We start from the raw sequence: 20,401 nt of genomic DNA, 5'->3' as shown, positions 1-20,401 counted from the left end.
GCGATATGATCTTGGTCTGACTGACCAACCATCAGCGAGGGGGAACATGAAGACGTCCATACGCAGGCGCGCCGCAGCAGTGCTCGCAGCAACCATCGTGGCGGGCGGAGCAATGACAGCAGGCGCGGGCCCCGCGTTCGCAGCAGACCCCACCGTTCGGTTCGCCGCAAGCAACCAGCAGAGCGACGGCTCCCGCTCGGTCGTTGTGTACGTCGACGGCCGACTGGCCGGCACGGCGTACTGGACCGCCAACGGAGACAAACTCCAGGCAGTCGACCCCACACCCGACGGATACGGCATCTCCGCCTACCTCGGCACCAACCCCGTACGCGAAGCGACCACCCGCGGCCACAATGCCCCCTACACCGCCACCACAACCGGCGATCTGCCCGAAGGCAGGAGCTACACGTTCTGGGTTTGTGTGGGCAAGGGCGGCTGGCAGCGCTGCTCACCTATCTACTCCGTCAAGTCGTAGCAGTAGCAACTGCGCGCTGAGCAGCAACTCCCTGAGCAGGCTGGTTTCCGTCGGCTTGTTTACGGCCCGCGCTGCGAGCCATCGCAGCCGGCCGGCTATCGGATAGGCGACATCGTATCGTTGTGTCGCTCCTGAACGGCACGCTGCAAGCCCAGCAGTTGGCCGAGTACATCTGAAACGGGCGGCCGGAGAGTGCAGCGACAGCGCCCGTCTCGGGAAACCCGAGGCGGGCGCCGTCAGTGGCCAGCCTGCCGGTTGAGGCGGCATCGACCGCGCGGTGGGTCGAGACCGGACGGCGCGCCCTGCACGAGGCAGGCCAGGCCGAACGAGAGAGGCAACGCCTTGTGGGGGCCACCTTGCTGGCGCGGCAGTCGACGGCTCGGCCCCCTCGCAAGCGCGCTCACCCGTCACCACCCGTTGCCCGGGGGCATGTGTGCGGCCTCTGGCCGCACACCGTGGCCACGGCCACGGTGTGCGGGTGAACCTCAGGGGCTCCCGCACACTCTCGTATGTCGGGTGGGCGAACAGACCTGCTCGAACAGCCAGTCTTGACCAAGGGGAACCGTGTTCCGCCGAGTAGCCCACACCGCAGCTGTCGCCGTTGCCGTGACTCTTCCGCTTCTTGGAGCAACGCCGGCCCCGGACGCCCCAGACTCGAAGTGTTGCGCTGAAACAGTGCCTGCCGCGTCGCCGAGCTCGCCGGCCGGTCCCCGGCTGGTGTTCTTCGGCGACCACTCCACGACAGAGGTCGGCTCGTTCGTTGGGGTCGGCATCGCAGGCATGCCCGCCGGGTGGAGCCAGGTGACCGTGACCTCACCGGCGCTGGCCGAGCCGGTGCGCCTGACTCCCGTGGAGAAGGGCGCCCCGGACTCCGCCCTGCTGCAGCAGTCGGGGCAGGGATACCGCATCCGCAGCGATAGTGTTGCCGCCCGGTTCGTGCTCGGCCGGGTGTCCGCGCGGACCCCCGGGTGGGCGGTGCAGTGGCTGGCCGACGGCCACGACGGCGAAGCCCTCCGCGAGGTGGCCGGACTCAACGGCCGCGATACCCGGGCCCTCGATGACCTGATGCCCGCTGTTCCGGCCGAGATGGGCGTCGACTCCCTTCCGGGCACCCTCGAAGCCGTAACGACGGTCTTCCGGAACATCTCCACAGACTGCCTGGCCGGTCGGCTCGATGAACGCGCGGTCGCGCAACAGGTCGAGGAGATCGTCATCAGCCACGACTACGCCTCCGAGATCACCGACCTCCCGCTCGACCAGCCATACGGCCTCGATGACGAGTGGCAGGGCGGATGGGGCGCCACCGTGGAGCAACTGCGGGCGACAGGCTCGGACACTCGTGGCCCCGGCACGGATCGGGGTGCGGTCCGCTGTGGCGTATCCGGCGGTCCCGGGCCGCGATCCCCTCCGGGCGTCGCGGCGTGACGCGGGCGCGCCGGTCACGGTTGCACGAACGCCGCTCCCGCGTCCTTCAGCAGCGCGTGCAGCCGCGCGAATACCTCCGCCGACCGTTCTCCGGGCCATCCCCGAGGCAGTAGTTCGGCGGGCAGTCCCGGATCGATGTACGGCAGCCGCCGCCAGGAGTCCAGCGCCGGGAGATAGTCCCGGTACGCGTCCTGCGCCGGCACCTCCTCGCGTGCCTCCCAGCTCCGCAGCACCCGCTCGTGCAGATCGAGGAACTCCTCGTGCTCCTTGGCAATGGCCCCCAGGTCCCACCAGCGCGCCACCGCCTCGGCCGTTGCCGCGAAGCCGAGGTGCTCGCCGCGGAACAGCTCGACATACGGGTCGAGCTGCAGACGGCGCAAGGTGTGCCGGGTCTCCTCGTGCAGCCGTGCCGGGGCGATCCACACCCCCGGGGCCGCCGAGCCGAATCCCAGCCGGGCCAGCCGTGAGCGCAGCAGATGGCGCTTGTGGCGCTCGGCCTCGGGCACCGAGAAGACCGCGAGCACCCAGCCCTCGGACAGCAGAGGGGACTGGTGGGCGTAGATCCGGCGGTCGCCGTCGTCGAGCAGCTGGCGTGCGTCGGCCGACAGGGCGTAGCCGGCCGCGCCGTCGAAGGTGCGTTCGGGGACGAGGAGGCCCCGGCGCTTGAGCCGGGAGACCGAGGAGCGCACGGACGGCGCGTCGACGCCGAGCACCGCCAGCAGGCGGATGAGTTCGGCCACGGGGAGAGGTCCCGGCCGTTCGCGTCCGTACGCGCCGTACAGGGTGACGATCAGGGAACGGGGAGTGTGCTGCTCGGCCACGTGATCACTTTAGAGCCCGCAGGCGGAAGCGCTGCAGCTTGCCGGTGGGGGTGCGCGGAAGCGCGTCCAGGAAGACGATCTCACGCGGGCACTTGTAGGGGGTCAGTCGCGCCTTGACCGCCTCGGTGAGTGCGACGGCGGTTTCCTCGCCGTTCGGTACGCCCTCGCGCAGGACGACGTACGCCACCGCGATCTGGCCGCGCAGTTCGTCCTCGCGGCCGACGACCGCTGCCTCGGCCACATCCGGGTGGTGCAGGAGCGCGTCCTCGACCTCCGGCCCCGCGATGTTGTACCCGGCCGAGATGATCATGTCATCGGCGCGGGCGACGTAGCGGAAGTAGCCGTCGGGTTCACGTGCATATGTGTCACCGGTGACGTTCCAGCCGTCGCGCACATACTCCAGTTGGCGGGAGTCCGTCAGATAACGGCAGCCCACCGGGCCGCGCACGGCCAGCAGCCCCGGCTCACCGTCCGGCACGGGACGGCCCGCGCGGTCGACCACGCGCGCCTGCCATCCCGGCACCGGAATGCCCGTGGTGCCCGGCCGGATCGTGTCGTCCGCGGCCGAGATGAAGATGTGCAGCAGCTCGGTCGCGCCGATGCCGTTGATGATGCGCAGCCCGGTCCGCTCCTGCCAGGCCCGCCAGGTGGCCGCGGGCAGATTCTCGCCGGCCGACACACAGCGCCTGAGCGATCCGGTGTCGTGCGAGTCGATGCTGTCGAGCATCACGCGGTACGCGGTCGGCGCGGTGAACAGCACCGACACCCGGTGCCTGGCGATCGCGGGCAACAGCTGGGTGGGGCCCGCCTGTTCGAGGAGCAGTGACGAGGCCCCCGCCCTCATCGGGAAGATCACCAGACCGCCGAGGCCGAAGGTGAAGCCCAGCGGGGGGCTGCCCGCGAAGACGTCGTCGGGCTCCGGCCGCAGCACCTGGGCGGAGAAGGTGTCCGCGACGGCCAGCACGTCCCGGTGGAAGTGCATACACCCCTTGGGACGGCCGGTCGTGCCCGATGTGAAGGCGATCAGGGCGACATCGTCCGCGGCGGTCGCTGCCGCCTCGTACGGCTCCGCGGGCGCTGCCGCGGCCTGCCGCAGCAGATCGTCGGGGGAGTCGCCGCCGTACGCCGTGATCCGCAGCCCCGGCACCTCGGCCTTGGCCAGGTCGTCGAGCGAGCGGATGTCGCACAGGGCATGGCCGACGGCGGCGATCTCGCAGACCGTTGCCAGCTCCTTGGCGCGCTGCTGGGCCAGGACGGTGACGGCCACCGCTCCCGCCTTCATCACGGCCAGCCAGCAGGCCGCGAGCCAGGGAGTCGTGGGGCCGCGCAGCAGGACCCGGTTCCCGGGCACCACTCCCAGCTCCGAGGTCAGGACATGCGCGATCCGGTCGACCTGGTCGCGCAGTTCTCCGTACGTCCAGATCTCGCCGCCTCCGGTACGGAAGACGGGCCGGTCGGTGCCGAGGCGTCGGATCGTGCCGTCCAGCAGCTCGGCCCCGCAGTTGAGCCGCTCCGGATAGTCCAGTCCGGGCAGCTCGAAGAGGAGTTCCGGCCACTGCCCGGCAGGCGGGAGATGGTCGCGCGCGAAGGTGTCGTGGTGGGCCGACGGTGACAGCTCCATGGTTCGCCCCCTTCTCGTGGTGGGGTCGCGCATCGAGCGTATCGTGAAGATGACGACAGTCAACGGTCCGCGATACTGTCCTTTTTCCCGGGGATACTCCCGGGACTCAGGCCGGTACGAAATGGGGGCACGAATGCCCGTATTCTCGCTCGATCCGGTACAAACTGCCTGGTGTGCGCAGGTGCGCACCCTGGCCGCCGAGCAGCTGCGGCCGCTCGCGGAGCAGGGTGAACCTGGCAGGGTCAACCGCCCCCTGGTGACCGCTCTCGGGGAACTGGGGCTGCTGGGCAGACTGTTCGGAGCCGGGGCGTTGGAGCTGTGCCTGCTGCGTGAGTCCCTCGCCCACGGCTGCACGGAGGCAGAGACCGCCCTTGCCCTCCAGGGACTGGGGAGCTACCCGCTCGTCCAGGCGGGTACCGCGGCCCAGCAGGAGCGCTGGCTCCCCGAGGTGATCGTGGGGCGCGCCGTTGCCGCCTTCGCCCTCAGCGAGCCGGAGGCCGGTTCGGACGCCGCCGCCCTCGCCCTGAAGGCCGTGCCGGACGGAGAAGGCTGGCGGCTGAGCGGTGAGAAACGCTGGATCTCCAACGCCCCCGAGGCCGACTTCTACACCGTCTTCGCGCGTACGACCCAGGGGGCCGGCGCGCGTGGCGTGACCGCCTTCCTCGTCCCCGCCGACCGCGCGGGGCTGACCGGGACCGCGCTGGAGATGCTCTCGCCCCACCCCATCGGCGCGCTGACCTTCGCCGATGTGCCGGTGACCCCGGACGACGTACTGGGCGAAGTGGACCGGGGCTTCCGTGTCGCGATGAACACCCTGAACCTCTTCCGGCCCAGCGTCGGTGCCTTCGCCGTGGGCATGGCCCAGGCCGCCCTGGACGCGGCCGTCGAGCACACCACGCACCGCACCGCCTTCGGCGGACCGCTCAAGGACCTCCAGTCCGTCGCCCACCAGGTCGCCGAGATGGCCACCCGCACCGAGGCGGCCCGCCTGCTGGTCTATGCCGCGGCCGCCGCGTACGACGAAGGGGCCTCCGACGTGCCGAAGCGGTCCGCCATGGCGAAACTGCTGGCGACGGAGACCGCGCAGTACGTCGTGGACGCCGCCGTCCAGCTGCACGGCGCCCGGGCCCTCCAGCGCGGTCATCTGCTGGAACATCTGTACCGGGAGGTGCGCGCACCCCGCATCTACGAGGGCGCGACCGAAGTCCAGCGCACGATCATCGCCAAGGAGCTGTACGCAGTGAGCGCCGAGGAGCCCCACGTATGAGCCTGCACCGTCACAACCCGGCCGAGCTGTCCCCGCCCACCGGCTTTTCGCACGCCGTCACGGCCACCGGCTCCCGGCTGGTGTTCCTGGCCGGACAGACCGCACTGGACACCGGCGGAAAGGTCGTCGGGGCGACGCTCCCCGAGCAGTTCGAGACGGCGCTCGCGAATCTGCTGGCCGCTCTCGCGGCCGCGGGTGGCGCGCCGCAGGACCTCGCCCGGGTCACGGTCTACGCCACCGATGTCGACGGCTATCGCGCGCACGCCCATGAACTGGGCCGCATCTGGCGGCGGTTGGCCGGGCGTGACTATCCCGCGATGGCGGTGATCGGGGTGGTGCGGCTGTGGGACGAGGAAGCCCTGGTGGAGCTGGATGGAACGGCCGTTCTCCCCTGACCGGTGCGGACCCGGGCGGCGGTCGGCAGGCTCGTCCAGGCGGACCCGGGCATGGACCGGACTCCTGAGGCGGCCGAAGGGACTGTGGAAACTCGACCGTCCCGCGCTCGTCGTCTCCACTACGCGGGACTGGACGATGCCGCGCGAGCCCGACGGCCGGCCGGCCGAACTGCTGCCCCGGGGGCGGCTGCTGGAGGCCGAGGACAGCTGCACGCCCATCGCCGAGGATCAGCCGGAAGCCCTGGTCACGGCGGTGCGCGACTCCGTCGCGGAGACCTCGGGCCGAGGGGCTTGATCGACTGGTGGCGGCCCAGCGGCGGGTTTACCTTTTTTTAGTGGACAAAACCGTCCGCTGTCCCTCGTGTGAGGGCTCGATGCGCCATGACGACCCCGCAGCCGGCACCCGCCTCGCAGTCCACCGCCACGAAGAAGAAGGGCGGTGGCGATGGGATTGCCCTCCTCGTCATCGCTTCCTGTCAGTTGATGGTGGTTCTCGACATCACCATCGTGAACATCGCCCTCCCGCACATCCAGAGCGCGCTGGACTTCTCCACCACCAGCCTGTCCTGGGTGGTCAACGCCTATACGCTCACCTTCGGCGGCCTGCTCCTCCTCGGTGGCCGCGCCGGTGACATCCTCGGCCGGCGGAGGGTCTTCATCTTCGGCGTACTGCTCTTCGCGCTTGCCTCCCTGCTCGGCGGTCTGTCACAGAACGAAGGCCAGTTGCTTGCATCGAGGGCCCTCCAGGGCGTCGGCGGGGCCATCGCCTCGCCCACCGCGCTCGCACTGATCACGACGACTTTCACCGAAGGCCCGGAACGCAACCGGGCGTTCGGTGTCTTCGCCGCGGTCTCCGCCGGCGGCGGCGCGATCGGGCTGCTCGCGGGCGGCATCCTCGTCGAATGGCTCGACTGGCGCTGGGTGTTCTTCGTCAATGTTCCGATCGCCCTGCTCATCGCGGTGGCGACGCCCCGTCACATCAAGGAGTCCGAACGCCATCCGGGCAACTTCGACTTCGCCGGCGCACTGACGTCGACCCTCGGCATGGTGGCGCTGGTCTACGGCTTCATCCGGGCCGCACAGGAGGGCTGGCGCGATCCGCTCACGCTCGCTTCCTTCGGGGCCGCGGTGGTCCTGCTCACCACCTTCGTCATGGTCGAGCGGCGTTCCAAGCAGCCGATCACCCCCCTTCACATGTTCGCCGACCGAAACCGCTCGGGCACCTACGGCATCATGCTCAGCCTCGCGGCCGCCATCTTCGGCATGTTCTTCTTCCTCACGCTCTTCGTGCAGAACGTGCTCGGCTTCAGCCCGCTCGAGGCCGGTCTCGCCTTCCTCCCGGTGAGCGCCGTCATCGCGGTCGGCGCGGGCATCGCCTCCCAACTGCTTCCCAGATACGGCCCGAAGCCCTTCATGGTGACCGGCTCGATCCTCGCGGCGGCCGGACTGTCCTGGCTGACCCTGACCGATGTCCACTCCACCTATCTGGGCAGCATCCTGGGGCCGATGCTCATCTTCAGCCTCGGCATGGGCATGAACTTCGTCTCGCTGACGCTGATGGCCGTCTCCGGAGTACCCACGCACGAGACCGGCGCGGCATCCGGCATGCTCAACGCCACGCAGCAGGTGGGCGGTTCGCTCGGCCTGTCCATTCTGGTCACGACATTCGGCACGGCCAGCCGCAACGAGGCCGAGGACCAGATCGCGCTCTTCATGGCCCAGGCCACCCCGGTGGAGCGGCTGCGCTTCCAGCGCACCGGGGTGCTCCCCAAACCCTTCAGCGACGAGGTGCTCACCTCCGGAGTCTCCGCGGCCTTCATCGTGGCCGCCATCTTCACGGTGATCGCGGCGGTGATCGCCCTCCTGGCCATCCAGGTGCGGCCCTCGGACCTGGAACGCCTCAAGGGCGGAGTCACGCCTGGGCAGCCCTGAGGGCGCCTCGCACGCTCGGCCCGCACTCCCGTGAGGGTGCGGGCCTCGCCTTGTCCGGGGCGGGGCCCGTGATGCGGCTGAGCGGCCGGAGCACGAAACTGAGGGCATCGCCGGTGCGGGAGGAGGTGAAGGTGTGCGTGCCGACTCGCCGGACGGACTCGGGGACTCTCCGGCCCCGGCCGGAGCCTGGGAAACCCGCGCGGAAGCAGGGGCCCGGCACTCTCCGGCCCAGGCCGGATCCGGGGACACCGCCGCCCGGGCCGGAGCCTCGGTGGGGCTCGCCGTCCTCGGCACGGACCTGAGATACCTCTTCGCGGATCCCGTCTACTGCCGTGTCTCGGGGGAGGAGCGCGAGGGACTGGAGGGCCGTACCGTCAGCCACCGGGCCCAGTCGAGCGTCGGTCCGGCGCCCCTCCTTGCGGCCGTGCTCGCCGACGGGCACTCCCGTACGAACCTCACCCCGGTCAGCCGCTGCACCTGGCAGCGGCTGACCATCCACGGAGAGGTCACCGGCCTGGTGGGGCTTCTCGTCGAGACCTTCACACCCGTCGACCGGGTCCGCCTCGCCGAGGCCGCCGCGCGGATCGGGACGACCCTCGACGAGAGGACCACCTGCCGGGAACTGGTGAGCTTCCTCGCCGCCGGACCGGCCGACGCCGCGGCCGTCGACCTGCTGCCCAGGGAACCCCAGGCCTCCGAAGGACCCGGTACGCGGCGCGCCGCCGTTGCGGGTCACGCCGAGTTGCTTCCCGCCCGCCCGCCGTGTGGCGTCCTGCACGGGCGGACCGTCCTCGACGAAGGCAGGCTGGCGGTACCGCTCACCCTCCATGACCGTGTACTGGGTGCGGTGCTCGTCGCCCGCGCGCGAGGCCGCTTCGGCGACCGTGACGTGCTGATCACCCGGTCGGCGGCGCGACGGGCGGCCGTGGCGATCGAGCATGCCCGGCTGTTCGGCCAGGCACAGCGGACCGCGGTCGAGCTGCAGCGCGCCCTCCTCACCGATCCCGGGCTGCCGCACCCGAACCTCGAGCTGGCCACGCGCTATCTGCCCGCCGGCTCGGGCGACCTTGTCGGCGGGGACTGGTTCGAGACCGTACGTCTGCACTTCGGGCGGACGCTGCTCGTGATGGGCGATGTGATGGGGCACGGTGTGGAGGCCGCGGTCGACATGAACACCTACCGCGCGGCGCTGCGCGACGTCGCGGCAGCCGACGTCCCGCCGCACCGGGTGCTGCGCCGCCTGGACCAGGACATCGCCGGTGCCGCCGACCGCCGCCCCGCCGCCTGCCTGCTCGTCCGGGTGGATCCCGCGCGGGGACTCGCCACCTTTGCCAGCGCGGGTCATCTCCCGCCGGCCGTCTTCAGCCGCGACGGCACCGCGGACCTGGTCCAGCTCCCGGTCGGCCCACCGCTCGGCACGGGCGTGGGCGGATACGACATCACTTCCCGCGAGCTCGACCCCGGGGACACGCTGCTCATGTTCACGGACGGCCTCGTCGAACGCCGCGGCGAGGACATCGACATCTCGCTCGCCCGTCTGGCCCGGGTCCACGCCGACCCTGGCGGCACGCTGGAAGGTCTGGTTGACGGAGTTCTGAGCGAGCTCGACGCGGCGCATGCCGAGGACGACGTCGCGATCATGGCCGCTCGCTTCCGCAGCCCGCCGGACGGGGAAGGCGGCTGAGCCGATGAACTCAATCCCGTGAAGGCGCCGGGATCCTACGAAGGCCGTCGGCCATGGTTTCCGCCGAGGAGGTGACACGGCCGACGGCCTTCTCCGGCCCGGCCGGGGAGAAGGCTGCCCGGAGAGAAGCCTTCTGACCCGATGACGTCTCAGATGTCCCGGAAGATCTCGATCTGCGCCCCCACCGAGTTGAGCCGTTCCGCCAACTCCTCGTACCCCCGGTTGATCACATACACATTGCGCAGGACGGACGTGCCCTCCGCCGCCATCATCGCGAGCAGCACCACCACCGCGGGCCGCAGCGCCGGCGGGCACATCATCTCGGCCGCGCGCCAGCGGGTGGGGCCCTCCACCAGGACCCGGTGGGGGTCGAGGAGTTGGAGCCGGCCGCCCAGGCGGTTGAGGTCCGTGAGATAGATCGCGCGGTTGTCGTAGACCCAGTCGTGGATCAGCGTCTTGCCCTGAGCGGCTGCCGCGATCGCCGCGAAGAACGGGACGTTGTCGATGTTCAGGCCGGGGAAGGGCATGGGATGGATCTTGTCGATCGGCGCCTCCAGCTTGGAGGGGCGCACCGTCAGATCCACCAGCCGGGTTCGGCCGTTGTCGGCCGCGTACTCCGCCGAGCGGTCGTGGTCGAGGCCCATCTCCTCCAGCACCGCGAGCTCGATCTCCATGAACTCGATCGGTACGCGGCGGATCGTCAGCTCCGACTCCGTGACGACCGCCGCCGCCACAAGGCTCATCGCCTCGACCGGGTCCTCGGAGGGGGAGTAGTCGACGTCCACGTCGATGGTCGGGACGCCGTGCACGGTCAGCGTCGTCGTACCGACGCCTTCCACCTTGACGCCCAGCGCCTCCAGGAAGAAACAGAGGTCCTGGACCATGTAGTTGGAGGACGCGTTGCGGATGACGGTCACGCCGTCGTGCCGGGCGGCGGCCAGCAGCGCGTTCTCGGTCACGGTGTCGCCGCGTTCGGTCAGGACGATCGGGCGGTCCGGAGTCGTGGTGCGCTCCACCTTCGCGTGGTACAGGCCCTCGGTCGCCGTGATGTCCAGCCCGAAGCGGCGCAGCGCGATCATATGCGGCTCGATCGTCCTGGTGCCGAGGTCGCAGCCGCCCGCGTACGGCAGCCGGAAGGTGTCCATCCGGTGCAGCAGCGGGCCGAGGAACATGATGATCGAGCGGGTCCGGCGTGCGGCGTCCTCGTCGATGGCGTCCATGTCGAGCTGCGCGGGCGGCACGATCTCCAGGTCGACGCCTTCGTTGATCCAGCGGGTGCGCACGCCGATGGAGTTGAGCACCTCCAGCAGCCGGAAGACCTCTTCGATGCGGGCGACGCGACGCAGCACCGTACGGCCCTTGTTGAGCAGCGAGCCGCAGAGCAGCGCGACACAGGCGTTCTTGCTCGTCTTGACGTCGATGGCGCCGGACAGCCGGCGTCCACCGACCACCCGGAGGTGCATGGGCCCGGCGTACCCGAGCGAAACGATCTCACTGTCGAGCGCCTCACCGATGCGCGCGATCATCTCAAGACTGATGTTCTGGTTTCCGCGCTCGATGCGGTTCACGGCGCTCTGGCTGGTGCCGAGCGCCTCGGCGAGCTGCGTCTGTGTCCAGCCCCGATGCTGACGGGCGTCACGGATGAGCTTGCCGATGCGTACGAGGTAGTCGTCTGCCATGGCGGCAGGCTATCTCAGATATGAGATGTGATCGTATAGGGGTGAGCCATCAGGGTGAGAGGCTGTGGGCGGTCGGGTGTCGCGGTTGGTACAGGGGGAGTTCGGCGCCGCTCGGCATCCGCACGGCGGCCAGCACACCCCACCCCTGGTCGCTCGGAGCCTGTGTGATCTCGACCCCGCGTTCCCGGAGTTGCGCGAGGGTCCCCTCCAGGTCGTCGCACATCAGATAGAACTCGGTCTTCGGCTGATGGCCCGTCGGATGGACGGCGATCTCCGCCGGCGGCAGCTTGAAGATGAGCCAGCCATGCCCGGCGTCGACATGGGCGAAGCCGAACACGTCCTTGACGAAGTCCCGGTCGGCATCCGCGTCCCGGCTGTAGAGGATCACATGCGCTCCGCTGAACATGATCCGATACTGAGCCGGGCGCGGAGGCCGGGCAATCCGGATGCCGCCGTACGGGCGTTGGCCCGTGTTCTTCCGCAGGGGTGGCGCCAACGTCGGCCGGGCGGTGGTTCATCCCGGGAACGCCGGATTCATCCCAGGAGTGCCGTGGTGGTCGCCACGAACCGTTCCGCGTCGTCGAGCCACGGGAAGTGTCCGACTCGGGGCCGGACGACGAGCTCGGCGTTCGGGAGCAGCCCGGCGAATTACGGAGTCCTGCGGGCCTCCGGGCAGGCAGAGGAGTGGAGGACCGTCTCCGAACTCGTGACAGGCGAGCTCGGTTCCGTCACGCGCGGAGACGATGGGCATGGCCTGACCCTGGCAATCTCGTTCGGGGCGGAGCAACCGGGTTACCCGTGGAACGCAGGCGCCGCCGGGCGGAGGGAGAGGGCATGGCCGAGGTCCGGGCATGACCCGGCAGCGGTCATGTACTAGAGTTATCTCGACATCGAGATATCTGCCGAAGGCGTACCGCAGCCGCCACCCGGTAAGGGTTACCTAACTAAGTCTTACCTTAGCGGATCGGCGAGGAGCCGTGGCGGCAGCATTGCGGTAGGTACGCGCACATTGATGAAGGAGACTGTCGTGTCGGCGAACAGCTTCGACGCCCGCAGCACGCTGCGCGTGGGTGACGAGTCGTACGAAATCTTCAAGCTGGACAAGGTCGAGGGCTCCGCGCGCCTCCCTTACAGCCTGAAGGTGCTGCTGGAGAACCTGCTCCGCACCGAGGACGGCGCGAACATCACCGCCGACCACATCCGGGCTCTCGGCAGCTGGGACTCCCAGGCTCAGCCGAGCCAGGAGATCCAGTTCACGCCGGCTCGCGTGATCATGCAGGACTTCACCGGTGTTCCCTGCGTCGTGGACCTTGCCACGATGCGTGAGGCCGTGAAGGAGCTCGGCGGCGACCCGGCGAAGATCAATCCGCTGGCCCCGGCCGAGCTGGTCATCGACCACTCCGTCATCGCCGACAAGTTCGGCACCAACGACGCCTTCGCCCAGAACGTCGAGCTGGAGTACGGCCGCAACAAGGAGCGCTACCAGTTCCTGCGCTGGGGCCAGACCGCCTTCGACGAGTTCAAGGTCGTCCCCCCGGGCACCGGCATCGTGCACCAGGTGAACATCGAGCACCTGGCCCGCACGGTCATGGTCCGCGGTGGCCAGGCGTACCCCGACACCCTCGTCGGCACCGACTCGCACACCACCATGGTCAACGGCCTCGGTGTCCTGGGCTGGGGCGTCGGCGGCATCGAGGCCGAGGCCGCGATGCTCGGCCAGCCGGTCTCCATGCTCATCCCGCGCGTCGTCGGCTTCAAGCTGACCGGCGAGCTGAAGCCCGGCACGACCGCCACCGACCTCGTGCTCACGATCACCGAGATGCTGCGCAAGCACGGCGTCGTCGGCAAGTTCGTCGAGTTCTACGGCGAGGGTGTGGCCGCGACGAGCCTCGCCAACCGCGCCACCATCGGCAACATGTCGCCGGAGTTCGGCTCCACCGCCGCGATCTTCCCGATCGACGACGAGACCATCAAGTACCTGAAGCTGACCGGCCGCAGCGAGCAGCAGCTCGCGCTCGTCGAGGCGTACGCCAAGGAGCAGGGCCTCTGGCTCGACCCGGCCGCAGAGCCCGACTTCTCCGAGAAGCTGGAGCTCGACCTCTCCACCGTCGTCCCCTCGATCGCCGGCCCGAAGCGTCCGCAGGACCGTATCGTCCTCGCCGACGCGGCCCGGCAGTTCTCGCAGGACGTGCGCAACTACGTGGACGAGGTGGACGAGGCGGGCAAGGAGTCCTTCCCGGCTTCCGACGCCCCGGCCATCCACCCCAACGGTGCGCCGAGCCGCCCGACCCTCGTCACGGCCCCCGACGGCTCGACCTACGAGATCGACCACGGCGCCGTCACCGTCGCCGCGATCACCTCCTGCACCAACACCTCCAACCCGTATGTCATGGTCGCCGCCGCGCTGGTGGCCAAGAAGGCGGTCGAGAAGGGCCTGACCCGCAAGCCGTGGGTCAAGACCACGCTCGCCCCGGGCTCCAAGGTCGTCACCGACTACTTCGACAAGGCGGGTCTGACCCCCTACCTCGACAAGGTGGGCTTCAACCTCGTCGGCTACGGCTGCACCACCTGCATCGGCAACTCCGGCCCGCTGCCGGAGGAGGTCTCCAAGGCGGTCAACGAGCACGACCTCGCGGTCACTTCGGTGCTCTCCGGCAACCGTAACTTCGAGGGCCGGATCAACCCCGACGTCAAGATGAACTACCTGGCCTCCCCGCCGCTGGTCGTCGCGTACGCCCTCGCGGGCTCCATGAAGGTGGACATCACCAGGGACGCCCTGGGCACGGACCAGGACGGCAAGCCGGTCTTCCTCCAGGACATCTGGCCGACCGAGGCCGAGGTCAACGACGTCGTCGCCAACGCCATCGGCGAGGACATGTTCAACAAGTCCTACCAGGACGTCTTCGCGGGCGACGCCCAGTGGCAGGCGCTGCCGATCCCGACGGGCAACACCTTCGAGTGGGACCCGCAGTCCACCTACGTGCGCAAGCCTCCGTACTTCGAGGGCATGACGATGGAGACCACCCCGGTCTCCGATATCGCCGACGCACGCGTGCTGGCCAAGCTGGGCGACTCGGTCACCACCGACCACATCTCCCCGGCCGGTGCGATCAAGGCCGACACCCCGGCGGGCCAGTACCTCACGGAGCACGGCGTCGAGCGCCGCGACTTCAACTCCTACGGCTCGCGCCGTGGCAACCACGAGGTCATGATCCGCGGCACGTTCGCCAACATCCGCCTGCGCAACCAGATCGCGCCGGGCACCGAAGGCGGCTACACCCGCGACTTCACCGTCGAGGGCGGCCCGGTCTCCTTCATCTACGACGCCTCCCAGAACTACCAGGCCGCCGGCGTTCCGCTGGTGATCCTGGCGGGCAAGGAGTACGGCTCGGGCTCGTCCCGCGACTGGGCGGCCAAGGGCACCGCGCTGCTCGGCGTCAAGGCCGTCATCGCCGAGTCGTACGAGCGCATCCACCGCTCGAACCTCATCGGCATGGGCGTCCTGCCCCTGCAGTTCCCGGAGGGCGCTACTGCCGAGTCCCTCGGCCTGACCGGCGAGGAGAGCTTCTCCTTCACCGGCGTGACCGAGCTGAACAACGGCACCACGCCGCGCACGGTCAAGGTCACCACCGGCACGGGTGTGGAGTTCGACGCGGTCGTCCGCATCGACACCCCGGGTGAGGCCGACTACTACCGCAACGGCGGCATCATGCAGTACGTGCTGCGGAACCTGATCCGCAACTGAGTACGGCAGAAGGGCCGCACCCCAAGGTGACGGGGTGCGGCCCTTCCGTATGACTGCGAGCCGGTCGATCAGCTACCCGATCGGCGCTCGGACCCGAAGCCGGATCAGAACAGCTTGTTGTAGATGTTGAAGCCCGAGCCGACCTTGGTGCGGGCGCTGAACGGGGCGGCGGCGTTGCCGGTGCCCTTGTACAGCCACAGAACGCCCGCGGCGTCGCGCGCGACGACGTCCGCGCGGCCGTCCAGGTTCAGGTCACCGTTGGCGATGATCTTGTTGTAGATGTTCCAGCCGGAACCGACCTTGGTGCGGGCGCTGAACGGGGCGGTGGCGTTGCCGGTGCCCTTGTACAGCCACAGAACGCCGGCCGAGTCCTTGACGACGAGGTCGGCGCGGCCGTCACCGGACAGGTCGCCCTTGCCGGTGATGTGCGTGTAGATGTTCCAGCCGGAGCCGACCTTCACACGCGCGGTCAGGGTGCCGTTGCTGTTGCCCTTGTAGAGCCAGAGCACACCGGCGCTGTCGCGGGCGAGGACGTCGTCGGTCGAGGTGCCGCCGAGGTTGCTCGGGGTCAGGACCGTGTTGTAGATGTTCCAGCCGCTGCCGACCAGCTTGGACTGCGTGTCGTCCGCGAAGGCGACGTGACCCGAAGTGTCCCAGGTCCAGGCGCCGTCGGACTCGCCGTCGGCGTTGAGGTCGATCGCGGCGGCGAGCTTGATCCCGTTCCAGCCACTGTCCACGAAGGAGCGGGTGGCGAAGCCACCGGTGCCGCTCGGGCCGTAGACGTAACCGTTGGTGTTCTTGTCCACACCCCAGAGCAGGAACACGGGGGTGGAGCCGGCCTGCGCCGCGGCGGGCGCGTTCGACGGCTCGGCCACAGCGGCGGCGGCGATGTCGGCGCTCTTCAGCGGTGCCGGTACCGGGGTGTCGGCCACGGCGGCCCCGGCGGACGTGCCGACCAGGGCAGCGGCTATGGCTGCTACGGCGAGACGCGACATGCCGCGCCCGCGCTTACGGCCGGGAAGATTGGCCACGTATTTTCTCCATGTGAATGATGAGGCGCGATGAACCTCATGAGGGTCAACGCTGGATCAACGAGATCCTTGCACAATCTCTTTACCAGTCAATCGGTTTGAAGTGGAGGCAAGGCCTCCCTAGCGGTCGCAGAAGGTGCAAACAACCCCGCACCCGGCGAACCGAGTGCGGGGCTGTGTCACTCTGTGACGAAATCGTCGATGTCAGGAGAGCAGCTCGGCCTCCGCGAGCGTCGCCGATCCCGTCGCCACCAGCCGGTACTTCGCATAGGTGCCGGGCCTTCCCACGGTGAAGACGCGGGTCTGCCTGTCCCAGGCGAAGCTCTGGCCGGACCGCTTGTCCAGGTCCTTCCAGACCGTGCCGTCCTGCGAGCCCTGCAACACCCAGCCGGCCGGGGCCTTGGCCTTCGCCGACGAGGTGAGCGTGTACTGCACCGCTCGCGTTCCGGACGGCACCGGCAGGTCCACCGTCTCGAACGTGGCCTCCGTCGCGGAGGCGTTGTCGAAGAGCGGACCGCTCGCCGTGATCGCATCGTGCCGGGGCGAGGGCGCCTTGTCGTCCTGGGTGATGGAGACAGGGGCGGCGTTCTTGCCCGTGCCCCACGAGGACGGCTTCGGGCCCATGGAGAACTCCAGCGTGCCGCCGCGGGCGATCAGGCCGTGCGGCAGAGCGGTGGAGTTCCACGACCTGCCGTTCACCTTCAGACCCTGCACGTAGATGTTCTTCGCGCTGTTACGGGGAGCCTTGACCACCAGATCGCGGCCGTTCTCCAGATGGACCGTCGCCTTGGTGAACAGCGGCGACCCGATCGCGTACTCACCGCTGCCCATCACCAGCGGATAGAAGCCGAGCGAGGAGAAGAGGTACCAGGCCGACTGCTCGCCGTTGTCCTCGTCGCCGTGGTAGCCCTGCCCGATCTCGCTGCCGGTGTAGAGGCGGGAGAGCACCTCGCGCACCTTCTCCTGGGTCTTCCAGGGCTGCGAGGCCGCGTTGTACATGTAGGGGACGTGGTGGGCGACCTGGTTGGAGTGGCCGTACATGCCCATCCGCACATCGCGGGCCTCGGTCATCTCGTGGATGACGCTGCCGTACGAGCCGACCAGCTCCGGTGACGCCGTCTCCGGTGTGGAGAAGTAGGCGTCGAGCTTCTTGCCGAGCTCCGGGCGGCCTCCGTAGAGATTGGCGAGTCCGCGGCTGTCCTGGGGCGCGGTGAACGCATAACCCCAGCCATTGGTCTCGGTGTAGTCGTAGCCCCACACCCGCGGGTCGTACTGGCCGGACGGGACCCGCCAGTCGCCCTTCAGATCACGGCCCTGGAAGAAGCCGGCCTTGGAGTCGAAGAGCGAGACGTAGTTCCGGGCCCGGTTGAGGAAGTACTCCGACTCCTCCTGGTAGCGGGCCTTCCCGGTCTTCTTGTGGAGCGCCTGGCCCATCTTCGCGAGGCCGTAGTCGTTGAGGTAGCCCTCCAGCGACCAGGACAGTCCCTCATGGGTCTCGGTGGAGGCATAGCCGCGGAACGGCGAGGTCTCCATGCCCTTGCGGCCGACGCCGGAGGTGGGCGGCACGACCGTTGCGTTCTTCAGCGCCGCCTCGTACGCCGCCTCGGCGTCGAAGTGCACGCCCTTGACGTAAGCGTCGGCGAAGGCCACGTCCGAGCTGGTGCCGGTCATCAGATCGGCATAGCCGGGCGAGGACCAGCGGGAGATCCAGCCGCCGTCCTTGTACTGCTGGACGAAGCCGTCCACCAGCTCGCCCGCCTTCTTCGGCGTGAGGAAGGAGTACGCGGGCCACGTCGTGCGGTAGGTGTCCCAGAAGCCGTTGTTGACGTACACCTTTCCGTCGACGATCTTCGCGCCGGTACGGGTCGGGGTGTCGGGCCCGGTCATCGGCGAGAACGGGCTCGCGTACTGATGCCTGGGGCGCGACTTCGTGCCCGTGTTCTCGAAGCCGGAGTTGGGATAGAGGTACAGCCGGTACAGGCTGGAGTAGAGCGTGGTCAGCTGGTCGCGGTTCGCGCCCTCGACCTCGACCTTGCCGAGCAGGTCGTCCCAGGCGTCCTGGGCCCGGTCCTTCACCCGCTCGAAGCGGGTGCCCCGCGGGATCTCGACGTCAAGGTTCTTCTTCGCCTGGTCGACGCTGATGAGAGACGTGGCCAGACGCAGATTGACCGTGCGGTCCTTGCCCGCGTCGAAGCGGAGATGGCCGCTGACACCCTCGGAGCCGGACGCGGTGACCGGCGCGTCGAAGACGCCGTACACGAACATGCGGGTGGCGCCCGTGGACAGTCCGCTCTTGACGTCCGAGAAGCCGGTGAAGGAACTGGTGGCCGGGTCGAGACTCAGGCCGCCTTCCTTGGTGACGTTGTCGAAGATGACGCTCGTGTCGTTGCCGGGATAGGCGAAGCGCATCATCGCCGCGTGGTCGGCCGGGGCGATCTCGGCCTTGAGGCCGTTCTCGAAGGTGACCCCGTAGTAGTGCGGACGGGCGGTCTCCTTCTCGTGCCGGAAGGGCAGCGCCCTCTTGACCCGGTCCGTGTCCGGAGTGCCGGACGCGGCCGACGGCATCACCTGGAAGGTCTGGCGGTCGCCCATCCACGGGCTCGGCTCATGGCTGGCGCTGAAGGACTGCAGGGTCGGCAGATTGTTCGCGTTGTTGCCGCGCGCGTACTCGTACAGCCAGCTCTTGGAGCCGGCGCTGGTCACCGGGGTCCAGAAGTTGAAGCCGTGCGGGACGGCGGTCGCGGGGAAGTTGTTGCCGCGTGAGAACGAGCCGCTGGAGTTGGTGCCGCGGATCGTCGACGCGTAGTCCGAGAGGTGGGAGTACCGCTTCTCGGGGGCCTTCGGCGCGAGCGAGATGTCGTCGATCCAGCCCTGGAACTTCGCCGAGCCCTTGGGGGAGTCGTACGCCACCAGGATCCGGTCGACCGTCTTTCCGGCCGCGACCGAGCCGATCCGGGAGGACACCTGGTTCCACTGGTTGACGTACAGGCGCTTGGCGGCGGCCTGCCCCTGCGGGGTCAACAGCCCACCGTGCGAGTCGAGGGCGCTCAGATCACTCAGATAGGTGCCGTCGGTGAAGGCGAGGTCCACGGACACATGGGTGGCCGGGTAGGCGAGATCCGTCTCCGGCAGCGAGGGGAAGATCCGGTAGGCGAGCTCGGTGTCCCGGCGCACGGCCGTGTTGACGTCGAAGACCTTGTTGTACGAGTACGCCCGGCCCTCCGCCTTATGGGTGCCCGCGTAGTGCAGGGCACGCTTTCCGGTGAATCCGGCATTCGCCTTGGCGGTGGGGGAGCCGCCCGGACCCCGGTCGACAAGACTGCGCATGTCGTCGGGTGTCGGCGTGCTGGTGTCCCCGTTGGAGAACTGGACATCGGCGAGCTGGGTTATGTCCGCGCCGTTGTTCTTGGCGATCTCCAGACGGTAGTGCGAGTACGCCGTGGCATTCGCCCCGTCGGCGATGTCGTACGTCTTGGTCTGGAAGCGCTTCTCGAAGGTCTGGCCCTGACGGGTGTCCAGGACCTTCCACTCCTTGCCGTCGGCCGAGCCCTTGAGGGTCCAGTCCTTCGGGTCGCGCTCGGCGGCATCGTTCGCCGAGGTCAGCGCGTAGGTGACAACCTTGATCGGGCTGTCGGTGTCGAACTCGACCCAGGCGGTCGGTTCGAAAGTGAGCCATTTTGTGCCCGGCTGAAGATCGACCAGACTCTCCTTGGTCTCCCCCGCTCCGGTGTTCTCGCCGCTGGCGCGCAGCTCTATCACCTTGTCGGTGACATTGCCGGGTATCCCGCTGGAGAATCCGCCATCGACGCCGGATGAGCGTTTTTCTCCGTCGGCGCCGACGTCCACGGTGTTGCGCCAGTCGGGCTGGGGCTCGTCTGCCTCGAAGGACGAGTGGAATTCCCGGTCCGCGGAGGGGTATTGGGCGGACGGCACTGGCACGGCGACGGCCGCGGACTGGGCCGTCAGAACGAGCAGGGAAGCGGCAGCCACCAGGGCTGCCGCGTGGAATTGTCTCTGTCGAGGTCGGGGTCTGGGCTGCATCCCGGGGCCTTTCCTGCAGTTGAAGCCGCGATAGACAACGTTGTCAGGCGCGTTGCGCAGGCTCTAGTAGGGAGGCAAGTGCCATTCGGTGTCAAGGGTGTTGGCGATGCCCGGCGGTCGATTTCTGCCGTTCCGCGAAGAATGCTGTGATCGGATGGGCGCGCACGGGGCTCAGGTATCCGCGAGGTCTCAACTCGGGAAAGACTGCCGTCCAAAGTTGCTTTCGATCTTGCTCCCCCGGCCGGAAGTGGACTATACCTGTCGACGTCCGCATAGCTGTTCCAC

Annotated in this window: 14 protein-coding genes; 8 read left to right on the top strand and 6 right to left on the bottom strand. The window is 68.9% G+C overall.

All coding sequences use genetic code 11. The annotated features are described in order from the left end of the window. Nucleotides 1–46 precede the first annotated feature (46 nt). Both OG293_RS07330 and OG293_RS07325 read left to right on the top strand, forming a co-directional pair. Nucleotides 47–475 (top strand): hypothetical protein, encoded by a 429-nt coding sequence (locus OG293_RS07330; protein WP_405997956.1) that lies wholly within the window; start codon nt 47–49, stop codon nt 473–475. 675 nt (nt 476–1,150) lie between these two features. Next, on the top strand, nt 1,151–1,900 hold the full coding sequence (locus OG293_RS07325; protein ID WP_405997955.1) for a hypothetical protein: 750 nt from the start codon (nt 1,151–1,153) through the stop codon (nt 1,898–1,900). Nucleotides 1,901–1,914: 14 nt separating this feature from the next. On the opposite strand, the gene OG293_RS07320 is transcribed toward OG293_RS07325, so the two are convergent. Both OG293_RS07320 and OG293_RS07315 read right to left on the bottom strand, forming a co-directional pair. Further along, nucleotides 1,915–2,721, bottom strand: coding sequence for a PaaX family transcriptional regulator C-terminal domain-containing protein (locus OG293_RS07320; protein WP_405997954.1), 807 nt, complete (start codon nt 2,719–2,721; stop codon nt 1,915–1,917). A 4-nt stretch (nt 2,722–2,725) separates the two neighbouring features. Further along, nucleotides 2,726–4,342 carry an AMP-binding protein gene (locus tag OG293_RS07315; protein ID WP_405997953.1) on the bottom strand — a complete coding sequence of 539 codons (1,617 nt, stop codon included), beginning with the start codon at nt 4,340–4,342 and terminating at the stop codon, nt 2,726–2,728. 133 nt (nt 4,343–4,475) lie between these two features. Between OG293_RS07315 and OG293_RS07310 the strand changes: the two genes are divergently transcribed. From OG293_RS07310 to OG293_RS07290, 5 genes are all read left to right on the top strand, one after another. Next, nucleotides 4,476–5,609, top strand: coding sequence for an acyl-CoA dehydrogenase family protein (locus tag OG293_RS07310; RefSeq protein WP_405997952.1), 1,134 nt, complete (start codon nt 4,476–4,478; stop codon nt 5,607–5,609). After that, nucleotides 5,606–6,004 (top strand): RidA family protein, encoded by a 399-nt coding sequence (locus OG293_RS07305; protein ID WP_405997951.1) that lies wholly within the window; start codon nt 5,606–5,608, stop codon nt 6,002–6,004. Before OG293_RS07310 ends, OG293_RS07305 begins: the two co-directional genes overlap by 4 nt. Nucleotides 6,005–6,140: 136 nt before the next feature. Continuing rightward, a complete protein-coding gene (locus OG293_RS07300; RefSeq protein WP_405997950.1) occupies nt 6,141–6,299 on the top strand; it encodes a hypothetical protein in 159 nt (52 codons plus the stop codon). An 86-nt stretch (nt 6,300–6,385) separates the two neighbouring features. After that, entirely contained in the window at nt 6,386–7,936 is a 1,551-nt protein-coding gene (locus OG293_RS07295; protein ID WP_405997949.1) for an MFS transporter, read from the top strand. A 133-nt stretch (nt 7,937–8,069) separates the two neighbouring features. Continuing rightward, a complete protein-coding gene (locus OG293_RS07290) occupies nt 8,070–9,620 on the top strand; it encodes a PP2C family protein-serine/threonine phosphatase (RefSeq protein WP_405997948.1) in 1,551 nt (516 codons plus the stop codon). Between the two features lie 149 nt (nt 9,621–9,769). Here OG293_RS07290 and OG293_RS07285 read toward each other — a convergent pair whose 3' ends face one another. Further along, nucleotides 9,770–11,299, bottom strand: coding sequence for a helix-turn-helix domain-containing protein (locus OG293_RS07285; RefSeq protein WP_405997947.1), 1,530 nt, complete (start codon nt 11,297–11,299; stop codon nt 9,770–9,772). 49 nt (nt 11,300–11,348) lie between these two features. Then, on the bottom strand, nt 11,349–11,705 hold the full coding sequence (locus OG293_RS07280; protein ID WP_405997946.1) for a VOC family protein: 357 nt from the start codon (nt 11,703–11,705) through the stop codon (nt 11,349–11,351). Nucleotides 11,706–12,326: 621 nt separating this feature from the next. Here OG293_RS07280 and acnA point away from each other — a divergent pair. Then, complete coding sequence (gene acnA, locus OG293_RS07275; protein WP_405997945.1) at nt 12,327–15,044, top strand: aconitate hydratase AcnA; 2,718 nt, start codon at nt 12,327–12,329, stop codon at nt 15,042–15,044. A gap of 104 nt (nt 15,045–15,148) precedes the next feature. Here acnA and OG293_RS07270 read toward each other — a convergent pair whose 3' ends face one another. Both OG293_RS07270 and OG293_RS07265 read right to left on the bottom strand, forming a co-directional pair. Next, the gene (locus OG293_RS07270) at nt 15,149–16,075 is read right to left on the bottom strand and encodes an FG-GAP repeat domain-containing protein (protein WP_405997944.1); all 927 of its coding nucleotides are present in this window, start codon (nt 16,073–16,075) and stop codon (nt 15,149–15,151) included. Nucleotides 16,076–16,279: 204 nt separating this feature from the next. Next, the gene (locus tag OG293_RS07265; protein WP_405997943.1) at nt 16,280–20,116 is read right to left on the bottom strand and encodes a GH92 family glycosyl hydrolase; all 3,837 of its coding nucleotides are present in this window, start codon (nt 20,114–20,116) and stop codon (nt 16,280–16,282) included. Nucleotides 20,117–20,401: the final 285 nt, after the last annotated feature.

It is taken from the genome of Streptomyces sp. NBC_00829 (assembly GCF_045161795.1).
In the GTDB taxonomy this organism is placed as follows: domain Bacteria; phylum Actinomycetota; class Actinomycetes; order Streptomycetales; family Streptomycetaceae; genus Streptomyces.
This window is presented reverse-complemented; position numbering and strand designations above follow the sequence as displayed.